Origin of the sequence: Acinetobacter sp. YH12151, assembly GCF_013418355.1 — a bacterium.
In the GTDB taxonomy this organism is placed as follows: Bacteria; Pseudomonadota; Gammaproteobacteria; order Pseudomonadales; family Moraxellaceae; genus Acinetobacter; species Acinetobacter pseudolwoffii.
Genome location: NZ_VPCG01000045.1, coordinates 1 through 20,250, shown reverse-complemented (window position 1 = coordinate 20,250; position 20,250 = coordinate 1). Strand labels below are relative to the sequence as shown.

Here is a 20,250-nt window from a genome sequence, read left to right as displayed (position 1 = left end):
TTATCAGAAGTTTTAATCTTCATCACTGCCGATGGATGTGCATTCTACAGGATTTCACACCCAACACAACCCCTATTTCTAAATAATTCAGCAAAAAACCAACGACTGTTTATTTATTCTACAAAAAATGCAGGTTTTTCTATTTTTTGAGCATTAAAGGTACAGAATTTGATAAATGAGTTAAAAGTTTGTCGGTTTTATCTTGTTCTTGAAAGCGTAAAGGACGGCAATCAATGTATTCACAGTAGCCACCTTCCCCATTTTCGTTCTCTTCATTTATTTTGACCTGATAACTAAAACTTCCAACATAGCCCGCGGCCAAACCAAATTTGAAATCACCGCGACTTTGCCCTTGTACCCAAATACAGGTGCCATCTTTAGCTTCGTAACACCATTCAAATTCACGTGGCAAATACATATTTTGCCCATTCGGCGTGGTGACGCGCGGATAGACACGATGGACTTTAAAATACACTTTTTGATCAAACATCTGAGTCTGCATCTTGTTTAAATCACGCAAATACATCCGAGACTGAACAATACTATTCACCCCATCCCGAATTTGCGCCAACAGTAGCTGCCGGTTTTCACTCAGGTTAATAATTTGATAAGTCAGGAAGGCCAAAGGCAGATAAGGGAAATTGAAACTTCGTGCATATTCAAAACTTCCGAGGCTATCAATATTATATGTCTGTTGTTTATATTTTAATGTGCCTTGGCAATAGCACAGCAAAGACCAGTGCTCGGCAAGTGAAAACCGCACCTGGCTAAAGTGGGAAATGAGCTGAGTGGTATGAATGCTTAAATCGAAACTGAGTTCCGAGTCAAAACGCTGCAAACGAAAATGAGGAAAGGTCCCACTCAGTTGCTCCCGATCTAAAAACTGAAATAAGCCAGCATCAAAGTTACAGTCCTGCTGTACTGAATAACGATGCAGTTGGCCGACCATATGCGAACTGGTGCTGCAAATCACTGTTGCGGTATCCAGTGCGTTGGTTTGAATTGCACTGGGATTGGCCAGCATCGGTGCATTCGGCTGCCCGATAATGCTGAGAAAATTTAGATAGTGCAGCGGCGCCGGAAGTCCAGGAATCATCAAACCTTGATGAATAATCTTATATTTTGAGTTGGGGCCATGATAGGCAGGATAATGCGAAACAGTTGGAGTCTGATTCAGCTGTTTCGAACGATCTAAAAAATCTTGAAGAAACCGCATCTCAGACTCCTTATATTTTTATAATCTACTCGATCTTTTTGCCATAAAGGTGGTCACAAAACCAGATAAGGCATAGAGAATAGAAATTACCAGAATGCCGACAGGAATATTATAAGTCATCGCAGCAAAGACAAATACGGCAATTGGTAATACAAAAAACGGAACGCGTTTACGCTCTACGGTCTTGAATGAATAATATTTGATATTGGAAATCATCAACAAGCCCACCGCAATAATGACAACGGCGTTAATGATCTGAATGGATGCTTCACGAATATCAAAAATTTCAGGAAAATCTAAACCGACCCAGACCAGCGAAACAATCATGAGAGCCGCCAATGGACTGGCCACACCAATAAAATAACGCTTGTCTACCACGCCAATCTGTACGTTAAAGCGGGCCAGACGAAAAGCAGCACAGGCGGTATAGACAAAACAGGCGGCCAAACCAATCCGGCCTAAATCACTCAAACCCCAGCTATACATCAAGATCGCGGGAGCAACACCAAAAGCCAGCATATCGGAAAGCGAATCAAACTGTTCACCAAACGGACTTTGCGCACCAATCGCACGCGCCACACGCCCATCCAAACCATCCAGCAAAGCCGCAATAAAAATTGCATAGATCGCTTGCTGGAAATTGCCATTCATGCTGGCAATAATGGAGTAAAAACCCGCTAACAACGCAGCGGTTGTAATCAGGTTCGGCCATAGATAGATGCCTCGACGCTTAACTTTCTGCCCTTCCTGGGTATGTTCCTCTTCTTCCACCTCAAAGGTGATGCCATCAAAAGGCAAGTCTTTTGAAGAGTCGCGTTCCGGTTTGCTTATATTTGTCATTCTTGTCGATCCTAGCTATGACCTGTGCTTTGAAAAAATTATTCGCCGACTAACCAGCGAACTGCAGCGTGACCACCATTTTCACTCATACGAAGATGTGGGAATAACCATTGTAGTGCTTCATCTGCATCTTCAGAGAATTTCCAAGGCGGATTAATCACCAGCAAACCACAACCATTCAAGCCGACTGGGGTGTCATCCGGCCATACACAGACTTCACACACCAGTTGACGGCGGATGCCGGTCTTGAACATTTTTTTCTCGAAGCGTTCAATCATGGCACGGTCTTTAATTGGATACCAAACAGCAAATACACCTGTCGGCCATTTCTTATAAGCGGCAACCAGTAATTCTACCAATTGTGGAAAATCTTTACGCTCAAGCTCATAAGGTGGATCGATCATCACCAGACCACGTTTTTCTTTCGGCGGAATCACCCCCAAAAGACCTTCATAAGCATCACGCTCATGCAAACCGGCACGCTTGTCAAAAATATTATGACGAAGTTGCTGAAACACATCACGCTGCATTTCAAAAATAGTCGCTTTATCAATCTCGCGCATGCCTTCCAGAGCAAACCAAGGTGAACCGGGATAAGCACCCTTACCAAAGTTTTCACGCATTTTCTCAACAACTTTCAAATATTGTTGTACGCCTTCAGGTGCGTTACGCTTGATCGAATCATCCAGTTTAACAAGACGATGAATACCGTTTAAGAACTCACCTGATTTTTGCGCTTCAGCAGTCGATAAATCATATTTACCCGCACCACCATGTGTATCTACATAGCGATAAGGTTTGTCTTTTGCATTCAGTCGAGTCAACAACTGAAGCAATAAAACGTGCTTCATGACATCGGCAAAGTTGCCTGCGTGGTAAGAGTGACGGTAATTCATGTTTCATTAATTCCTAATATCAACAGCTATTTTAACATGAAAAATAGTTTCGTTCAGGCACGATTCTTACACTAAAATAGCGAACCTGTTTTGCCACACTATCGAGAATTGAAAAAAATGGAAGCTGTTATCATCCCAGGGGATTGGAATGTTGATCAAATCTTAGATGATTTAGATCAACATGGCTTTAGTATTGTTGACGATGCTTATTCTAGTGAATATCAACATGCGGTAAGTCAGGAATGCTTAAGCCACTTAAACGAATTTCGTAATGCAGCCATTCAAAATGGCGTCGTCAGCAACATCCGTAGTGATCATATTCTTTGGTTACGACCTGAATTTCAAATTTCCCACCTACACACTCAAACCCTGCAACAGTTTTCTCAAGCTTTAAACCGCGCGTTTTATTTAGGCATTAAAGAAATCGAAGCACATTTTGCCTGCTATCACGCTGGCGAGTTTTATGCGCTGCATCGTGACAATCCTCAAGCTAAAAATGGCCGAATGATTTCCAGTGTGTATTATCTGCATGAACAATGGCAGGCAGATTGGGGGGGAGAATTGCGTCTGCAAGATAAAAATGACCAGTGGCATATTATTCAGCCACAGCCGAACCGGATTGTACTGTTCCAGAGTGATTTGTTACATGAAGTTTTAATTTCCAAACAGCAACGTCTATCCATTACGGCCTGGTTAAGAAGCGATACAGCCTTAATCTAATGCTCGCTCATGCTTTAAATTTATTTTTTTAACCTCATATAGGCATTATTGAGAAATGAGGATTGCGTTGATGCGATTAACAACCAAGCAGATTATTGAGCGACTGGGTGAAACTGACCAATTGTACTTAAAAGGCAATACGCCAGAATTAACGCTTGAACGTGCTGATCTTCGTTTACAGCTGGTGACTTTAAGTGAGCTGCGTCAGGAACAGCGACATTTCCTGCAAGAAGCGATTGTCTTACTTGAACAAGGCCGGGTGGAATTTGAAGAAATGCCGCTGCGCATGTATATCAATTTATCCTTGCATCTGGCCAAGGCTTATATGATGTTTTTTGAACTGACCAAAGAGCAGCATTTTGCCCTGATTACCCAGCAAATTCTTAAGCCGATGGCCAGTTATGAACATGGCGATATTTATTTCTTCCTGGCTTATGCCAGTGCCAGTAAAAATGAGCCAGCCCTGACACGTCACTGGTTAGGGAAATACACCAAAACGGTTGAATGTGAACTGGAATTGTTGCAGCAGCATCATGCCTTTAGTGATTATCGTCAGCAGGAATGGTTTATCAAAATATTAAAAAGTAAAATGCATTAAGCTTAACAGCGTCAAAGAAAACGCCTCATTTGAGGCGTTTTCTTTTGAGCATCACTTTCATTTTTTAAGTAATACCAAGATATAACACAGTTAAGCAGGCTGACGTCTGTAGGCATCCATGTGTAATTGCTGGTTCAGCTCATCCACCCAGATTGCCCAATCATCATCCTGTACCAGATGACTAATCAATAACGAACGCTGGGATTTATTCCAGAATGGTGCCTCATGCAAGGACAGGCCTGCTGGAAGCTGATGAGTCCGGATATACAACTCAATGGCAGCAGCGCTATTGGCCAGACCGAGTTGAGAAAATAACATTTCTAAGGATGGTTGGTTCTTCATGAGCATGTCGCCCTCCTTATATCAGATAAATTGTAATTATTTATAGATCTAACTTATAAGATAAGACAAAAAAAACCTAGTCATTTCACTAGGTTTGTTGTTTCTTTTTGTAGACTATAATTTAAACACCTTGCTTGTCACTTTCGACATGTAACAGCTGGTTCAGTTTGTCAATAATCACAATCCATTCATCATCTTGATGCCAGTGCTCGCGTAAGAATGCACTTTGGCCCTCACTCCAGAATTCGGCATCCGGTAAAGCGACTTCAGATGGCAACTGATGGGTATGGGTGAATTCATTAATTGCGGCTTCATCAGAAGGCAAACCCAATTGTTCAAATAATAATTCTAAAGTTGGCTGTTGTTCGAACATGATCCACTTGCTCCTGTTATATGCTCTAAACTAAAAATAAGACCTTTACCATCCCTAAAATAAGAACTGGCATAAATCTTTAAATATTCATTTATAAATCACATGACCCAGAACCCTGGGCTTCGCTATGTAATTGTTCATTCAGGACATCAACTAAAATTGCCCATTCATCATCTTTTTTCCACTGACCAATCAGGAAATCATGCTGGGATTTCGACCAGAACGGCGCCTTGTGCAAAGGCACGTCCATGCCAATTTGATGGGTCTTAATAAACTCATCAATCGCCTCGGGACTCGAGTCCAATCCAAGTTGCTGAAAAAACATTTCTAACGTTGGGTGTTGATCAAACATCTTCTTCACCTCGCCTTTTATTGGATTATTTATGTTTTTTAGCTTAGTCCAAGCCTAAGCAAGATTCAGTTGCTGCTGCATCACAGCATGTTATTTTTTGTTCATCAAAAAAATAGAGATATAAAAAAAGCACCCCGAATGGAGTGCTCTTTCAACTTAATCTAAACGATCAAATTATTTAAGCATGTCAGCAATCGCTGCGCGCTCTTCTTCAAGTTCGTTCAATGTAACATTGATACGCTCACGGCTGAACTCGTCGATTTCTAGACCTTGAACGATTTTGTATTCACCGTTCTCAGTCGTTACAGGGAAACCGAACATAACGCCTTCAGGAATACCGTAAGAACCGTCAGAAGGAATACCCATGGTTACCCATTCGCCATTTGTGCCAAGAGCCCAATCGCGCATATGATCGATTGCAGCGTTTGCAGCAGAAGCAGCAGAAGACAAACCACGCGCTTCAATGATGGCAGCGCCACGCTTACCAACAGTCGGAAGGAAGGTGTTTGCATTCCAATCTTGGTCGTTAATCATGTCTTTAACGCTTTCGCCATTAATTGTAGCGAAACGGTAGTCAGCATACATTGTTGGAGAGTGGTTGCCCCAAACTGTAAGATTTTTGATGTCTTTAACCGCTTTACCGGTTTTAGCAGCAATTTGAGATGCAGCACGGTTGTGGTCAAGACGTAACATTGCAGTGAAGTTTTTCGCTGGAAGATCTGGAGCAGATTTCATCGCGATGTAAGCATTCGTGTTCGCAGGGTTACCTACAACAAGAACTTTAACGTCACGGCTCGCAACTTCGTTAAGTGCCTGGCCTTGACCGATAAAGATTTCGCCATTCACTTTAAGCAGATCAGCACGTTCCATACCTGGACCACGTGGACGTGAACCAACTAATAGCGCGTAGTCAGCATCTTTGAATGCAACTTTAGGATCATCAGTACCGATCATGTCTTCTAGTAGCGGGAATGCACAATCTTGAAGCTCCATCATTACGCCTTTAAGCGCTTGCTGAGCTTTCTCAAAAGGAACTTCGAGCAATTGCAAAATCACTGGTTGATCTTTACCTAGCATTTCGCCGCTTGCGATACGGAATAATAGGCTGTAACCAATTTGACCTGCAGCGCCAGTAACGGCAACACGAACTGCTTGCTTCATCTAATTATCTCCAATTGAGGATATTCAACGCGATTAAATAGTTAGTATTTAATCTAATAATCGTAAACGCGAAAGATTGTACTCCAATCCTTTGCCGGATGCATATAAAAGAGGACGGATTTCATCTAAAGTCTGATAGGAAATATAAATTAAACCGGCAAAAAAGCTCAGTATGTTCCTTTTATTGTGACAGTTTTTGGGCATGTATTAATAATGTTGGCAGGACAGGATTTATAATTGCCATTTTTGTGATAACAGACTTTGATCGAGGTCAACACGCTGCTAGCTTGAGTAAGCTGGCAATTAAATCTCAAAGCATTGGCGGGTAATTGCGGATTAATTCTCACAAATTTCACACGCAGCGCATCGACTGACATGGTGATATTTTCCTGTTCAGTCAGCTCTGCCGGCACTTTAAGCCGGTCTGCATAATTGATAATCGTCCGGAAATATTGGCTGGCATTCATCGGAACGCAACCGCCGATGTTGCGCCACAAAATGGTCCGGGTATTTTCATCCGGCATGATTCTGGCCACCACCTTGGACTGAAGCGGTGAAAGTTTTGCAGAGCTATTGGTTGTACAGTTTTCTGACGTAGCCTGAGGATATAAGCCGGAAATATTCAAGGAATAACCTTCTAGACATTTTCGTTTCTTTGCATATTCAGGGTACAGGCTACACAAAGCCGGCACCATTTCTACATCCATAACATAGTCTGTCGGCATGGCGAATGCTGCCGGACTGCTGCCCAAGAATACAAGCGCTGCCCATTTCCCCCAAACTCGACGATCCTTCATTATTTTCATGAATAAAGCACCATCCCCAATAATTTTAATTTTATTGTGTATTACGTAATGGTATCAGTTGCATACGCTTACCCACGGACTGTGCACCCTGTCCCAACAAGAGACCGTAATGTGTGGCATTGGTCATGACATGTTTCACATAATCCCGAGTTTCAAGTAAAGGAATACTTTCAGTATATTGATCTGCTGCCATGCCCTGAAATTCCGGCTGCCAACGGCGGGCACGGTTTGGTCCGGCATTATAGCCTGCGGTTGCCAAGACTGGGCTGTTGCTGAGCTGACGCTGAATGGTCGATAAATAAAAGGTGCCGTAACGAATATTGGTATTCATATCGGTCAAAGCTGCCGGATTATAAGTCTCACCCATTTGACGTGCCACCAGCTTGGCGGTATCTGGCATGATTTGCATCAGGCCACCGGCACCCACATGTGAACGTGCCACGGTATTGAAACGGCTTTCCTGACGCATCAAGCCATAAGCCCAAGCCGGATCGATCCCGGCATTGCGGCTATGACTGACCACGTAGTTCTGGTGCGGCATTGGATAACGATAATTGTAGTTATGTTTGTTCACGGTGCGGTCAGCTGCATAAATGGCCCGATCATGCCAGCCCATGTCCATGGCACGCTTTGCTGCGGCCAGCAACAGCTCATCATCTTTCTTCAGATAGGCCTGACGCACTGCCCAGTTCCATTCACGGTTAATGTAGTTATTCGGTGCACTGATATTACGTAGCGTGAACGCACGACGGAAATGAATATCCTGATTCAAACGTTGCATGGCCTGATTCGATGGCTGAATTGGATTGGGTGTGCTCGCAGTCAGCTGTCCCAACTTGTCGCGTGCCAGAAGATTGTGATAATCATCCCCGGCGGCCAATGTACGATAAATACTCTCTGCAGTTTTCTTTGAACTACGATCTGCACGCTGCTCACTGGCACGGGCCAGCCAATATTGCCAGCGATCTTCCTGTTTCTGATTGACGCTCATGGCATCAATCGCACGGATTAGGCTTTCCCACGCACTAAAACGGATGGCCTGACGCGCATAAATCTCAGCTTCTTCCGGACTAAATGGCAGACCATAACTGGCATCAAAGGCATTTAACACTTCCCGGTTAAAGTTGTTCTTCATGACTGTGGTTCCACCGACATAACTCACAGCTCGGTATAAGGCACGTTGTACTTGTACCGGTGTGCCTTCAGCAGTCCGTTTCACAATGGATAACGCCGAGTCCAGATCACTATCTGCCAGACGTCCCAGTGCATATATCAGATAAGCATGTTCTGCCGCACTGTTTTTCGGTGCAGACCATAAATAATTGGTTGGATTGGCCTGAATCGAATTGAGTTGTGCTAAAGACAGATTCAGACCGATTCCTTGCGCAGTAGCAATGGCCTGACCTGACTGACCGGCACGCAATTGTACCCAAAGTCGCTGTTGGCGGTCTTCTGCCGTCATTAAAGGACTAGAAAGCATCATTCGACCAAGTCCAGTACAAGAATCCGGTTGGCTATTGGTGGTTAGCCAGACCTCTTTAAACTCGGCATAAACCAGCTCATCACCGGCTTTGGCACGAACTTGTGCTACGGCACAGGCTTCAGCTGGATCAGCATTGGTCACATAAGGCAATACCGGTTGAGCCGTGGTGAAATCTGCCATTTTGACTTTTTCTTCGACATAGTCCGCTGCCAGCTTTTCAGCCATCGCAGATTGCGGGTAGCGCTGAGCAAAACTGACAATTTGGCTGGCAGGTTGCAAGGCAAGATTCTGGTTTAAAATCCAGTATTCCGGATAATAGCCTAAAGCATCATTCTGCATGGACAGGCGATATTGTTGTAATAATTCAGTATTACCTGCATTGGCCGCACGTAAGGCATCGTTAAATTGCTCTTCAGCTGCATATGTACTTGCTGAACAGATACACGCCACACTTAACGTAATTAATTTATAATATTTATACATATTTTCAGTGTGTTTCAACATCCCTTTGCCTTCTCTCATCGATTCTGTGCCTAGCCTATGTTGCTTATCATAAGAGCTTTGTTGAAATATTATAAGCAACTGTATTGTTCAGTTATGTAACCTTATGATTAAGCAATATTAATCTACAGACAATTTTTACCCATAAATCAATATTTTTCCACGTTTAATTTAAGCTATAAGTTTAAGCGACTTTCCTGCTAAAATATGCGCCTTCCCATATTTCAGTCCGTGAATTGAATTGTTATTCACCTGTTTGATGCGTCAATCAGGCTGTTCGTTCACTCTTTCAACGTATTACCTTGTAGGAGCCTACATGACGGTTCAAACCTTCATTCCGAATGGTGCCCCAGCTGCCTCAGAAAACACTGTTACCCAGCCAGCGCACACCCCTGTCCATGAGATTGCAGTAAAAAAACTGTATATCGAAACGCAAGGGTGTCAGATGAATGAGTACGACAGTCACCGTATGGCAGACCTGTTAGGCGATTCTCATGGCTATGTGCTGACCAACGATCCTAAAGATGCCGATATTCTGCTGATGAATACCTGCTCGATCCGTGAAAAAGCCCAAGAAAAAGTGTTTTCCGAGCTGGGTCGCTGGCGCAAACTGAAAGACAAGAATCCGGATCTGATTATCGGGGTTGGCGGCTGTGTGGCGTCTCAGGAAGGCGACAACATCCAGAAACGTGCCAATTATGTCGACATGATTTTTGGCCCGCAAACCCTGCACCGCTTGCCACAAATGCTGGATCAGCATTTTGACCAGATCGAAAAACCGAAAAAAGAAAAAATCAAACTGGTAGATATCTCCTTCCCGGATATCGAAAAATTCGACTTTCTGCCTGAACCGCGTGTTGAGGGCTATAAAGCCTTTGTTTCGATCATGGAAGGCTGTTCAAAATATTGTTCGTTCTGCGTGGTGCCTTATACCCGTGGTGAAGAAGTGTCTCGCCCACTGGATGATGTATTGGCTGAAATTGCGGGTCTGGCAGAAAAAGGCGTGCGTGAAATTTCCCTGCTGGGTCAAAACGTCAATGGCTATCGTGGTGAAACCTTTGAAGGCAATATCTGTACTTTTGCCGATCTGTTGCGTTTAGTCGCGGATATTCCGGGCATTGGCCGGATTCGTTATACCACTTCGCATCCACTCGAATTTAATGATGACCTGATCCAGTGTTATCGCGACCTGCCACAAATGGTTTCGCATCTGCATTTGCCGGTACAAAGTGGCTCGAATGATGTGCTTCAGGCCATGAAACGTAACCATACCATCGATGTCTATATCGAGAAAATTAAAAAGTTACGCTCAGTTCGTCCCGATATGCATTTATCTTCAGACTTTATCATTGGCTTCCCGGGTGAAACTGATGAGAACTTTGCAGAGACCTATCAATTTATTAAAGATCTGGATTTCGATCATTCTTATAGTTTTATCTATTCAAAACGTCCGGGTACGCCTGCGGCAGAACTGGAAGATACCATTCCGGAAGATGTCAAAAAAGAACGTCTGGCCAAAGTTCAGCAATGGATTAAACGCTCGAGTATTGACAAAACGGATGCCATGCTCGGTAGCATCCAGCGGGTACTGATCGAGAAAGTCTCTGATAAAGATCCGAATATTCTGGTGGGTACGGCGGACAACACCCGTTATGTCAACTTTATTGGTGATCCTGCCTGGGTAGGTCGCTTTGCCGAGATCGAAGTGACCGAAATTAAAACTTTGAATTTAGTTTATGGTGAACTCTTGAATCTTGAGCCTGACGTGGCGTAATGTAGAGCATATAACGTACACTTCATAAGGAATACTCTTTGACTGCAGCGATTCGACGTACAGTAGCTTTTCCTGGGATTTCAATGGACCGTATCCAAGCGATGTTAGGTGCTTATAACGGTCATTTGAAGCAAATTGAACAACGTTTAGATGTCAAAATCTCCCATCGCGGAGAGAGTTTTATTGTGGATGGTGGAATCGATGCCGTTGAAAGAGCCGAAATGCTCTTGCAACGTCTACACGAAGAATCTGAACAGAGCCAGCAGATCAGCGCAGATACCCTGCACCTAATGATTCAGGGCAGTCAGACTGACCGTGAACTCCAGCAAGATCTAGAAGACCAAGAACATACCGGCCTGGACAATGTCTGGTTACAAACCCGTAAAGGCCGGATCAATCCGCGTGGTGCCAACCAGAAACGTTATGTACAGCGTATTCTGCAAAGTGATATTTCTTTTGGTATAGGTCCTGCCGGAACCGGTAAAACTTATCTGGCTGTCGCTGCTGCTGTGGACATGCTGGAACGCAATGAAATCCAGCGCATTCTACTGGTGCGTCCTGCGGTCGAAGCCGGTGAAAAACTGGGTTTCTTGCCAGGGGATTTAAGCCAGAAAATCGATCCTTATTTGCGTCCATTGTATGATGCTTTGTATGAAATGCTCGGCTTTGAGAAAGTGGCCAAGCTGATTGAACGTCAAGTGATTGAGGTGGCGCCACTCGCTTATATGCGTGGCCGTACCTTGAATCATTCTTTCGTCATTCTGGATGAGGCACAGAACACCACCCCAGAACAGATGAAAATGTTCCTGACCCGTTTAGGTTTTGGTTCACGAGCGGTCATTACTGGTGACGTGACGCAGGTGGATTTACCGCGCGGCCAACAGTCTGGTCTTTCACATGCCCTGCGTGTGATTGATAAAATCCCTGAAATTCATATCACCCGTTTTCATTCGCGTGATGTGGTTCGTCATCAACTGGTACAGAAAATTGTTGAAGCCTATGAAGGCTGGGACAGTGATCAGCAGCGTTTAAGTGCAGAAGCACGTGCCGAACGTAAAGCACGTCAGGACGCCTTGATCGCTGAAAATAATGCTGCCGCAGATGCACAGCATTAAGCTTTCAATTTAAGGATTTGTGTTGAAACTTAGTCTTTCCTTACAGCAGGATTTTCAGTCACCTGAACTGGTACTAAAACGTGCCTCTATTAAAAAAGTAGTCGAAACCACTTTAGGTCATATCGGTACGCAAAGTAATTGCGAAATCGGAATTGCCTGTGTCGATCATGATGAAAGTCATAAACTGAATCTAGAATATCGCGGCAAAGACAAATCGACCAATGTCCTGTCTTTTCCGAGCGATCTTCCAGATGAAATGGCGCAATTTCTGGATGCCTTTCCCATTGGCGATCTGGTGATCTGTATTCCTGTGGTACTTGCTGAAGCGCTTGAGCAGCAAAAAGCGCCGTTGACGCATTTCACCCATATGCTGGTGCATGGCACCTTGCATTTAATGGGTTATGATCATGAAACATCAGATGAAGATGCGGAAGAAATGGAAGGCATTGAAATTGAAATTCTGGCCAAGCTGGGTTTTGAAAATCCTTATCTGGAACGAGATTAAGATTTAAAAGAAAATGAAGGAAGCGAGCTGAGGCTCGCTTTTTTAATGCTTTATATTCGCTCTTCCTCTAGGAGATGAGAATCCTCAGAATATATTCTGAGTTCGCAAGGGAGAGGTTCTAATACCTGTTAAAACCCCTCTCTAACTCTCTCCCAAAGGGAGAGAGAACTAGAATGAATTAACGTACTTCAAACTCTGCTTCAGCCGGATCAAAACGCCAGGTTCGGATAATCCGCAATTCAGAAATTTCCTTCATTTTGGCATCAAACGCACCAAATGGCGCCGCTTTACGTACAGAAGATTTCGCAGCCTCATCCAGCATGGCATGTCCTGAACTGTCAATTAATCGGATGGCACGAATCCCTCCATTCTGATTCAGGATCACCATCAGACGAACTTCACCTGCCAGATTCTGCTGCTTGGCAGCTTCCGGATAATACTGATTGCCATAAAACTCTACTTTCTGACGGAACTTTTCCAGATAGGGTGCGGAGACATCCTGCTTGGATTGAATACCATCCACAGTTTTAATTTTTTGCTGACGACTAAAATTTTGCTGACGCTGTAAATATTGCGCTTCCAGACTGGCCACCATGGCTGCTTTGGCCTGAAACTGGCTTTGTAACTGCTCCTGCATTTTTTTACGCTGATTTTCTTCTGCCTGTTTTTGCCAGCTCAAGGTGGTCATCAGCACTTTTTCTTCAAAACTGAGTTCCTGTTTCTGTTGCAGCAGATCCGGACTTTCTTGTTGTTCTTCCCCTGCCTTCTGCTCTAACAAAGGAGATGGCATATCACTCGACATCCGATGCGCTTCTCGAAACTTGCCAGACCCTTGCTGGTCTGTCTGGGCCAGAAAATCAGCGTGTTCAATTTTTTCATCTGTTTGTCGCAAGCTGACTGCAATTTCTTTGGTGCTGGTCTCCCGATCTTGCGGCATACCAAATTCCAGTGTCAATACGATCAAATGCAGAATGCCTGCGGTGAGCACGGCACTGCTAAATACTGGATCTTTCCACCAGGTTCTGACCAGAGGCATTAATATTATTGTTTATCACATTACCCAAACTCAGTCCTGAGTTCAGTTCCCCAAAAAAGTATTTTAAAGATTAAAAACAAACAAATTGGGCATTTCTATTTTAAAAATGCCAAATCCATCAAATCTTCAACGTTACATAACTAAAACTATAAAAATGGTGCTATTTATTTTGCTAAACTTCAAGCTTGAATACTTGTATTTTTCATACAATTCGACAAGATACACTTCGAGTCAAAAATAAAGTTGCTAGGATGCTTCAATATGCAAACGCTAATTTCCAATATTTCCAACCGAATCCGCCAAGTGTATCAGAGGGCGGAAGGATTTATTGAGGATGAGCGTGAATTCCCTTTATCGCAAGTCTTCTTAAATGCAACTTTTCAACGCTTTGTCACCGACAATGTCGATGCACTGAAAGACTTACACGCAGACCTGCATGAAGACTGGCTGCGTCTCTACGCGACACTAGACTATAAAGGCCTGAATATCACTTTGTCGGTAGACTTGAAGCTGGTTCAGATGGAACTGAATAAGACCACCCAGCTGATTGTATTCGAGCAAATCAGTGATACACAGCTTATTGACGCCAAATATCCAAATCTGTTGTATAAGCTTGGGGTGCGTTTTGCCCTGTTCTTCTATCAACGCATCTTGAACAAAGATCCATTGGGCATGATTCTGGAAAAACTTGGCGTTATTAAAGTCATTGATGACTTGCTGTATCTGGACTTGAACCGCTGGTTAGGCAAAAACCGTTCGATTATTGATACTCTAGGTAAAGTTCATGTGAATCATGCAGTGCTTCGCGAAGCTGAACTGGTGGTGATTGGTAATGTGAATCTGGCAGCCCTGTTTAGGAAACTTTCTCAAAACAGAGAGGAAAATTGGGATGAAGACGAAATGGACGATAACCTGGTGACCCCGATCAAACAGAAAGATCCGTCTTGAATACTATTCAATCTCGTTTTTTGAACTTTTGTTGAAAAAAACTACATGAAAGATACATTTTTGCTAGAAATATCCCTTAAATTTCCATATTTTGCCTAAAGAATAAAAGCTACAACAAGTAAGATATTTTGCCCGTTTAACCAATATAGGAAAATGACTAATGGTGAAGACTGTATTTAAGACTTTAGCGATGACCACAGGTCTAAGCGGTGCAATACTGTTGACTGGTATTTCTAGCCAGGCTTTTGCCATGACGCCTTTCCAAGCCAATTATCAATTTAGCTATAATGGCAAGAATATGGGTTCTGCCACCCGTACTCTGAGTAAATCCGGCAATAACTGGACTTACGTCTTTGCTGCAAAAGCCGGTGGTATTGCTTCAGCAACTGAAACCAGCCGTTTCACCTTTAATAACGGCAAGATTGGCTCCAGCAGTTTCAGTCGTAGCAGTAAAATCCTGGTACATAACAACACCATGAGTATTAACTTTAATCCTTCCAGCAAAACCATCAATACCAGAAAAGATGATGAAAAGCGTTCTTTTGCCTGGAGAGCCGATGTTCTGGATGAACTGAATGCGGAATTACAAATTCGTGAAGATCTAAAAAATGGTGGCTTAAAATCGAATTATTATCTTGCTGATGCTAAAGAGGTCGAAGGCCGTAAGTTTGTTCGACAAGGTTCAGAAACGGTCAGTACCAAATATGGTTCTTTTAATACCATCAAGGTGGTGATGAAGCATAGCAAGCCGGGTCGTGAAACCATCTTCTGGCTGGCACCGAAACTTGACTATCTGCCAGTCAAAGTTTCGCATGTAGACAAGAAAACCTCTTATGGTTTGCTATTAACTGACTATAAAGGTGCAAGCAACTAAGATTTTGGCGAATTTCACTTGATTTTTTCCGGGTGCTTTTTACAATACGCTTTTGCTTGAAAAAGCACCTGCTCTTGAGGATTCTCCCGTGCATGCACTAGAACAGAAAATCTTGGCCGAAGGCATCGTTCTCTCTGAAGAAGTTTTGAAAGTGGATTCTTTCTTAAACCACCAGATTGACCCAGTCATGATGCAATTAATTGGTCAAGAATTTGCGCGTCTGTTTAAGGATGCTGGTATCACCAAAATTATTACGATTGAAGCATCAGGTATTGCACCTGCAGTGATGGCAGGTTTAGAACTTGGTGTACCTGTCATCTTTGCACGTAAATACCAGTCTTTGACCCTGAAAGATGATTTATACCGCTCTAAAGTGTTTTCATTTACCAAACAGACTGAAAGCACCATCGCGATTTCAAATAAACACATCAGCTCAACCGACAAGGTTTTAGTGATTGATGACTTCCTGGCGAATGGTCAGGCGGCGCTGGGTCTGGCCGATCTGATTCATCAGGCAAACGCAGAAGTGGTCGGTATTGGTATTGTGATTGAAAAATCATTCCAGCCTGGTCGCGACTTGCTGCTTGAAAAAGGCTACCGTGTGGAGTCACTGGCACGCGTAAAATCTTTGGCAAATGGCACAGTTGAATTTGTTCGCGACTAAGCTCGACAATCAATTTTAAAAGAGCGCTTATGCGCTCTTTTTTATTTTGTCTATCTGATGAATTAAATTAAAAATATTCAAAGCTCGACTCTAGTTCAATCTAATGTGTTATTCATGATTCCTGACTTGATCCTAGATAAATGGCTTACTTTTAAATTCGAAGTGATTAAACCTCTAAAATAGATCGTGTCATAAAATAAATAATTTTTCTATCCGATGAATAAACAACCAGTTATAGCAATTTTATTATAAGATAAAGAGGTCTAACTATCTGCAAATAATTAGACCTCTGTTCACCTTGAACAAGAGTTTATTTAACCGTCACAGTAATACTGCCGCTATTTACAGCACCGATAGCGGTAGTTGTGATGCTATTGTTAATAGCAGTTTGAGTTCCTTCTGCAATCGCATTGACAAAGGCATCAATGGTACCCGCATTATAGGCAATGTTCGCGACACTATAATTGCTTAAAGTTTCATTGATCTGCTCACTATAGTTGGTAGACAGTGATGAACTTACAACTTCCGAGAGATCTGAACTATCCGCAACCTCGGATAACTCTTCTAAGGTTTCAGAATTATTCGTTGCACTGGTGACTTGACTGAAATCATAGTCATATGTTTCATCTGATACGTCTGATATCACCTGATTGAAGCTGCCTTGCTCAATCGTGATACTACCTGTGTTCGCTGCACCAATTGCAGTAGTTTCAATTGTCCCTTCAATTGAACTAATCGCATCTGGTACTTCTCTTACTGCTCCTGCAAGTGCTTCTAAATCAACGCTTGCATCAACATCACCTGTATTCACTGCCAGATTCAGCGCAGAACCATTTTCAACCTGCTGAGAAATAGAATCCAGAGTAGCTTGTAAACCGGTATCTACTTCCACATTGGTTTCTTGAGCATATGCCATCCCCGCACTAGACAGAAAGGCGACGGATAATGCGACTGTTTTGATCGTGTTTTTCATCATTGTTCTTCCTACTGTTATTTTGAAGTACCTCTCGCTAAGTACTTCTTCTGACAATGGGAGCGAGCCCATTTTCAAATCTTTTTAATCACGTTGAGTATTTGACCAGTAATTCTCTACTACCTCTGGATTGGCATCCCATAAACTGGATGACTTCTCCTCAGCTTGTTCTTTGTCAGCTTTTTCTTGACTATCTTTTTTGTCATTTATTTTGCTTGTCGGAGATGGGCGCTTAGTCTTACTAATATATTTAATCAGTTCCTGTTTGCTCATTTCAGGCTCGGCTTCAGGATTCTGAATCACCTCAGATTCTTTCTGCTTAGGCGGCTTGGTATCTTTGCTGGGTGAATTGGTCGACTTGTTTTTTTCATTGGATGAATCTGCCTGACGTGAGGCCGATTCCTGAACAGGGTTGCTGGAATCGGTACTGATTTGTTGCTGATTTTTCTTATATTTATGCAAGGCAACAGAACTGCAAGTGAGATCTAAGCGACCAAATTCAGGTGGAATTTCCGCACGGCAACTTGCAAACACTGCCGGTGGCACGACCTGACTGAGTAATTCAAAAGTGGCCAGGTTCAACATTTGGCGTAAGGCAAAATTAGTCGCCTCTCGTTCTCCCTTGCCAATTTGAATATTTAACAGTGTACGACCCGCGAACCTGCCTGCACTAAGACCATAATCCTGTGCAGCAATCTGCTTTTGCAAAGAAACATTACCCACCACTTTACTACTGCGGGTATCGGTCAGAGATAAATCCAAACCGACCATAATACGGGTTTGACTGTAATTTGGGCCCACTCCGGCAATTTGCATGTCAAAACCCCCGCCCGGAATAAAATCCAGACTGTTAATACTGCCGGTGACATAATAATCGGAGGCCTGAATTTGCCTTGGATCACGAATCCCCCACTTGGCTTCACTTTCGATAATCCGGGGATCACGTCGGTTCATTAAACTGACGCCTGCCTGAAACAAGGCAGACTGCACCATATCTCCCGCACCCTGGGTCACCATTTTGCCACTTCCGCCATTGGTGACTACATCTTTACCGGTTTGATCCAGAATCGCGCCAACAGAAAAACTCACATCACTACGTAGTTGCCCTTTGAGGCAGGAGAGCGCCATATCAAAAGGGGTAAAAATATCGGTAATGGGTGGTCCTTGCACCAGACTAACTGCTTTCTTGTTTGAGGGAGCTAAACCTGTACAGCCTGTTAGAAGCGAGCTAAAAAAAACAGGAATATTCAGAGAAAATATATATTTTCGGGTTAAGGAGAAATTCAGCATAGTGACTCTCCTGATTGAGTACTTAAATTAGGACAGCGCTGAGCGTTTTGATTGGTATTTGAATTAACAGGTGCTTCATTGAGTAATTCACTCGAAATATCGATGTTGTTGTCTGAACCTTCGACATTGATATTGTTGGTGGGTGTATTTACGGTACCTATAGAGGTGGTTGAGGTACTGTAAATAGTGGTTCTACCTAATCCAGAATAATAATCGGACTCCTTGAGCTCGATCAGATTGGCTTGAACTAGATTTTCATTGGAGCGGGCACTTGATGATTTCCAACGCTGCGTCCACTCATCAGATGTGGCATAAGCATTGTTTAAAAAACAAAAACATAATAAACCCAGATTGATGACTAATATTCTCATAATCTTAATATCCTCTGATCTAAGATATTTATTTAATTCTTGGGTTGAGTAAGATTAAATTTATCTGAAAATATTAAATCACATAAAAAAATGAAAAGTAGAATCCAGCATTATTCACATATTTATTTATATTGATTAAAAACCCATATATTTGTTTTTATTTATAATAATTATTTTTGTTATATTTTGTGATTTGTAAGAAATCATTATATCGAAAATATATGAATATAATAATCATCTAAAAAACTTGATTAAAATAATATATTTTTTATCTTATCAATAATAGATCTCTTGCGAAAGTAAAAACCACCTCAATATAAATTTCATGAGATATCAGAAATTAAATCGTTTTTCAGATTCTGAATTCAAACGCTTGGTTGGCGTACCTCGACAAGTTTTTACTGAAATGGTAGAGGTTTTAGAAAAAGCAGAATCACTCAAAAAGAAATCAGGTCGTCCTCATACTTTAGATATAGAGGATCAGTTGTTATTAACTCTCAATTACTTACGGAACTACAGCACTCAACTGGAATTAGCGGCAAATTACCATATCGCTGAAAGTAATGTGAATCGAACCATTAAAAAGGTTGAAGATGCATTGATGAAATCAAGACGTTTTACTCTGCCAAAACGAAGCATTACCACAGCAGACGAACACTTTAACTGGGTCATTATTGATGCGACAGAATGTTCAATAGAACGTCCGAAAAAAAAATCAGAGTAAGTTCTACAGTGGTAAAAAGAAGAAACATACGCTAAAAGCACAAGTGATCTATCATCCGAACAGCAAACAAATCATAGGGCTAGATATATCGAATGGCAGTCAGCATGATATTAAATTGGCAAGAAAAACGGTTAAGAAATTCAAACATTGTGAATATGTTATGACCGATTTAGGGTACTACGGATTAGAGCAAGATGGCTTTAAATTATTGATGCCAATAAAGAAAAAGAAGAATTTACCCTTATTTGATGTTGAGAAAAGGTACAATAAAATGATTGGAAAAATACGAGTTGTGATCGAACACATTAATAGTCAATTGAAAACATTTAGAATATTAAGTGAACGCTATCGAAATAGACGGAAAAGATTCGGTTTACGCATTAACTTAATTGCTGCACTCGTAAACCGGATAAACTTGCAATAATGACTTTCGCAAGAGATCTAATAAATAAATTATCTAATCACGACCCAAATTATTATTTATTTTAATTTTAAAAATCTGTAAATTTTTATTTTATTAGAACTTCTCATTAATAATAAATATCACACTTTATTAAAAATACAATAGATCTCTTGCGAAAGTTAATTTAAGAGCATCCAATTCACCATTCCAGCAATTAAATTCATTCTTAGACCAAAGCGTTTCCGTCTATTTCTATAGCGTTCTGTTAATATCCGAAAATGTTTA

22 protein-coding genes and 1 pseudogene are annotated in these 20,250 nt (G+C 42.1%); 9 read left to right on the top strand and 14 right to left on the bottom strand.

From position 1 onward, the window contains the following. Nucleotides 1-139: 139 nt before the first annotated feature. Genes FTU82_RS13375 through FTU82_RS13365 form a run of 3 tightly spaced genes read right to left on the bottom strand, consistent with a single transcriptional unit; the run spans nucleotide 140 to nucleotide 2,952 of the window. The gene (locus FTU82_RS13375) at nucleotides 140-1,216 is read right to left on the bottom strand and encodes a DUF6670 family protein (RefSeq protein WP_100329338.1); all 1,077 of its coding nucleotides are present in this window, start codon (nucleotides 1,214-1,216) and stop codon (nucleotides 140-142) included. 18 nt (nucleotides 1,217-1,234) lie between these two features. Beyond that, nucleotides 1,235-2,056: a CDP-diacylglycerol--serine O-phosphatidyltransferase gene (pssA, locus tag FTU82_RS13370; RefSeq protein ID WP_005094042.1), complete on the bottom strand. Its 822-nt coding sequence runs from the start codon at nucleotides 2,054-2,056 to the stop codon at nucleotides 1,235-1,237. A gap of 38 nt (nucleotides 2,057-2,094) precedes the next feature. After that, the gene (locus FTU82_RS13365) at nucleotides 2,095-2,952 is read right to left on the bottom strand and encodes a 23S rRNA (adenine(2030)-N(6))-methyltransferase RlmJ (protein ID WP_005094045.1); all 858 of its coding nucleotides are present in this window, start codon (nucleotides 2,950-2,952) and stop codon (nucleotides 2,095-2,097) included. Between the two features lie 117 nt (nucleotides 2,953-3,069). On the opposite strand from FTU82_RS13365, the gene FTU82_RS13360 reads away from it, so the two are divergent. Next, nucleotides 3,070-3,672 (top strand): 2OG-Fe(II) oxygenase, encoded by a 603-nt coding sequence (locus FTU82_RS13360; RefSeq protein ID WP_180001736.1) that lies wholly within the window; start codon nucleotides 3,070-3,072, stop codon nucleotides 3,670-3,672. Nucleotides 3,673-3,742: 70 nt separating this feature from the next. Next, nucleotides 3,743-4,270, top strand: a complete 528-nt coding sequence (locus FTU82_RS13355; protein ID WP_180040637.1) for a hypothetical protein — start codon at nucleotides 3,743-3,745, stop codon at nucleotides 4,268-4,270. Nucleotides 4,271-4,360: 90 nt separating this feature from the next. Here the strand turns inward: FTU82_RS13355 and FTU82_RS13350 are convergent, their stop codons facing one another. From FTU82_RS13350 to FTU82_RS13325, 6 genes are all read right to left on the bottom strand, one after another. Next, nucleotides 4,361-4,618, bottom strand: coding sequence for a DUF2789 family protein (locus FTU82_RS13350; RefSeq protein WP_005094049.1), 258 nt, complete (start codon nucleotides 4,616-4,618; stop codon nucleotides 4,361-4,363). A gap of 115 nt (nucleotides 4,619-4,733) precedes the next feature. After that, entirely contained in the window at nucleotides 4,734-4,988 is a 255-nt protein-coding gene (locus FTU82_RS13345) for a DUF2789 family protein (protein ID WP_034608346.1), read from the bottom strand. A gap of 88 nt (nucleotides 4,989-5,076) precedes the next feature. Continuing rightward, nucleotides 5,077-5,337: a DUF2789 family protein gene (locus tag FTU82_RS13340; RefSeq protein WP_005094053.1), complete on the bottom strand. Its 261-nt coding sequence runs from the start codon at nucleotides 5,335-5,337 to the stop codon at nucleotides 5,077-5,079. 174 nt (nucleotides 5,338-5,511) lie between these two features. After that, nucleotides 5,512-6,498: a malate dehydrogenase gene (locus FTU82_RS13335; RefSeq protein ID WP_005168672.1), complete on the bottom strand. Its 987-nt coding sequence runs from the start codon at nucleotides 6,496-6,498 to the stop codon at nucleotides 5,512-5,514. 167 nt (nucleotides 6,499-6,665) lie between these two features. Then, nucleotides 6,666-7,304: a ribonuclease I gene (locus FTU82_RS13330; protein WP_074383563.1), complete on the bottom strand. Its 639-nt coding sequence runs from the start codon at nucleotides 7,302-7,304 to the stop codon at nucleotides 6,666-6,668. 31 nt (nucleotides 7,305-7,335) lie between these two features. Next, on the bottom strand, nucleotides 7,336-9,270 hold the full coding sequence (locus FTU82_RS13325; protein WP_180001741.1) for a lytic transglycosylase domain-containing protein: 1,935 nt from the start codon (nucleotides 9,268-9,270) through the stop codon (nucleotides 7,336-7,338). A gap of 334 nt (nucleotides 9,271-9,604) precedes the next feature. Here FTU82_RS13325 and miaB point away from each other — a divergent pair, with 334 nt between their 5' ends. The 3 genes from miaB to ybeY are packed head-to-tail and all read left to right on the top strand — an operon-like array spanning nucleotide 9,605 to nucleotide 12,682. Further along, on the top strand, nucleotides 9,605-11,062 hold the full coding sequence (gene miaB / locus FTU82_RS13320) for a tRNA (N6-isopentenyl adenosine(37)-C2)-methylthiotransferase MiaB (RefSeq protein WP_005094063.1): 1,458 nt from the start codon (nucleotides 9,605-9,607) through the stop codon (nucleotides 11,060-11,062). Nucleotides 11,063-11,100: 38 nt separating this feature from the next. Then, nucleotides 11,101-12,177 (top strand): PhoH family protein, encoded by a 1,077-nt coding sequence (locus tag FTU82_RS13315; RefSeq protein WP_005094064.1) that lies wholly within the window; start codon nucleotides 11,101-11,103, stop codon nucleotides 12,175-12,177. Between the two features lie 22 nt (nucleotides 12,178-12,199). After that, complete coding sequence (gene ybeY, locus FTU82_RS13310) at nucleotides 12,200-12,682, top strand: rRNA maturation RNase YbeY (protein WP_005094076.1); 483 nt, start codon at nucleotides 12,200-12,202, stop codon at nucleotides 12,680-12,682. 178 nt (nucleotides 12,683-12,860) lie between these two features. Here the strand turns inward: ybeY and FTU82_RS13305 are convergent, their stop codons facing one another. Then, complete coding sequence (locus FTU82_RS13305; RefSeq protein WP_180101453.1) at nucleotides 12,861-13,718, bottom strand: energy transducer TonB; 858 nt, start codon at nucleotides 13,716-13,718, stop codon at nucleotides 12,861-12,863. Nucleotides 13,719-13,979: 261 nt separating this feature from the next. Here FTU82_RS13305 and FTU82_RS13300 point away from each other — a divergent pair, with 261 nt between their 5' ends. The 3 genes from FTU82_RS13300 to FTU82_RS13290 all read left to right on the top strand — a co-directional run bounded on the left by FTU82_RS13300 (nucleotide 13,980) and on the right by FTU82_RS13290 (nucleotide 16,204). Then, nucleotides 13,980-14,666, top strand: a complete 687-nt coding sequence (locus FTU82_RS13300; RefSeq protein WP_180101451.1) for a hypothetical protein — start codon at nucleotides 13,980-13,982, stop codon at nucleotides 14,664-14,666. A gap of 190 nt (nucleotides 14,667-14,856) precedes the next feature. Further along, the gene (locus FTU82_RS13295) at nucleotides 14,857-15,540 is read left to right on the top strand and encodes a DUF3108 domain-containing protein (protein WP_370982144.1); all 684 of its coding nucleotides are present in this window, start codon (nucleotides 14,857-14,859) and stop codon (nucleotides 15,538-15,540) included. An 88-nt stretch (nucleotides 15,541-15,628) separates the two neighbouring features. After that, nucleotides 15,629-16,204, top strand: a complete 576-nt coding sequence (locus FTU82_RS13290) for a xanthine phosphoribosyltransferase (RefSeq protein ID WP_005094083.1) — start codon at nucleotides 15,629-15,631, stop codon at nucleotides 16,202-16,204. A gap of 310 nt (nucleotides 16,205-16,514) precedes the next feature. Here FTU82_RS13290 and FTU82_RS13285 read toward each other — a convergent pair whose 3' ends face one another. From FTU82_RS13285 to FTU82_RS13275, 3 genes are all read right to left on the bottom strand, one after another. Then, nucleotides 16,515-17,177: a hypothetical protein gene (locus FTU82_RS13285; RefSeq protein ID WP_180001742.1), complete on the bottom strand. Its 663-nt coding sequence runs from the start codon at nucleotides 17,175-17,177 to the stop codon at nucleotides 16,515-16,517. 84 nt (nucleotides 17,178-17,261) lie between these two features. Then, complete coding sequence (locus tag FTU82_RS13280) at nucleotides 17,262-18,467, bottom strand: CsgG/HfaB family protein (protein WP_180101449.1); 1,206 nt, start codon at nucleotides 18,465-18,467, stop codon at nucleotides 17,262-17,264. Continuing rightward, complete coding sequence (locus tag FTU82_RS13275) at nucleotides 18,461-18,838, bottom strand: hypothetical protein (RefSeq protein ID WP_005094089.1); 378 nt, start codon at nucleotides 18,836-18,838, stop codon at nucleotides 18,461-18,463. Before FTU82_RS13275 ends, FTU82_RS13280 begins: the two co-directional genes overlap by 7 nt. Nucleotides 18,839-19,163: 325 nt before the next feature. Here FTU82_RS13275 and FTU82_RS13270 point away from each other — a divergent pair. Further along, nucleotides 19,164-19,986, top strand: a protein-coding gene (locus tag FTU82_RS13270; RefSeq protein WP_087554504.1) for an IS5 family transposase whose coding sequence is annotated in 2 segments (ribosomal slippage) — nucleotides 19,164-19,544 and nucleotides 19,546-19,986 — 822 coding nt in all. Because the reading frame shifts where the segments join, the coding sequence is not laid out codon by codon here. Between the two features lie 158 nt (nucleotides 19,987-20,144). Here the strand turns inward: FTU82_RS13270 and FTU82_RS13265 are convergent. Further along, a pseudogene (locus FTU82_RS13265) lies at nucleotides 20,145-20,250 on the bottom strand (IS5/IS1182 family transposase); the annotation flags it as partial.